Source organism: Mesorhizobium sp. M7A.F.Ca.CA.003.01.2.1 (assembly GCF_003998945.1).
GTDB classification, from domain to species: Bacteria; Pseudomonadota; Alphaproteobacteria; order Rhizobiales; family Rhizobiaceae; genus Mesorhizobium; species Mesorhizobium ciceri.
Genome location: NZ_RZRA01001587.1, coordinates 1 through 579, shown reverse-complemented (window position 1 = coordinate 579; position 579 = coordinate 1). Strand labels below are relative to the sequence as shown.

Genomic DNA, 579 nt, shown 5'->3' with positions numbered 1-579 from the left:
CCTATGACCAGTTCCTGATGGTGGCGGAGCCCAAGGGTGGGCGTCCGGACGAGGGGCTGCAGGCCGTTTTCAAGTCGGTCTTCCCGATCTCCGATTTTTCCGGCTCCTCCATGCTGGAGTTCGTGAAGTACGAGTTCGAAGGACCGAAATTCGACGTTGACGAATGCCGTCAGCGCGACCTCACCTATGCCGCGCCGCTCAAGGTGACGCTGCGCCTCATCGTGTTCGATATCGACGAGGACACCGGCGCCAAGTCCATCAAGGACATCAAGGAGCAGGACGTCTACATGGGCGACATGCCGCTCATGACCTTGAACGGCACCTTTATCGTCAACGGCACCGAGCGCGTCATCGTTTCGCAGATGCACCGTTCGCCGGGCGTCTTCTTCGACCATGACAAGGGCAAGTCGCACTCGTCGGGCAAGCTTCTGTTTGCCGCGCGCGTCATCCCGTATCGCGGTTCGTGGCTCGACATCGAGTTCGATTCCAAGGACGTCGTGCACGCCCGCATCGATCGCCGCCGCAAGATTCCGGTGACGTCGCTGCTGATGGCGCTCGGCATGGACGGCGAAGAGATCC

General features: G+C 60.8%; 1 pseudogene. It reads left to right on the top strand.

Going from position 1 to position 579, the window contains the following annotated elements:
• Positions 1-579, top strand: a pseudogene (locus tag EN969_RS34380) (DNA-directed RNA polymerase subunit beta); the annotation flags it as partial.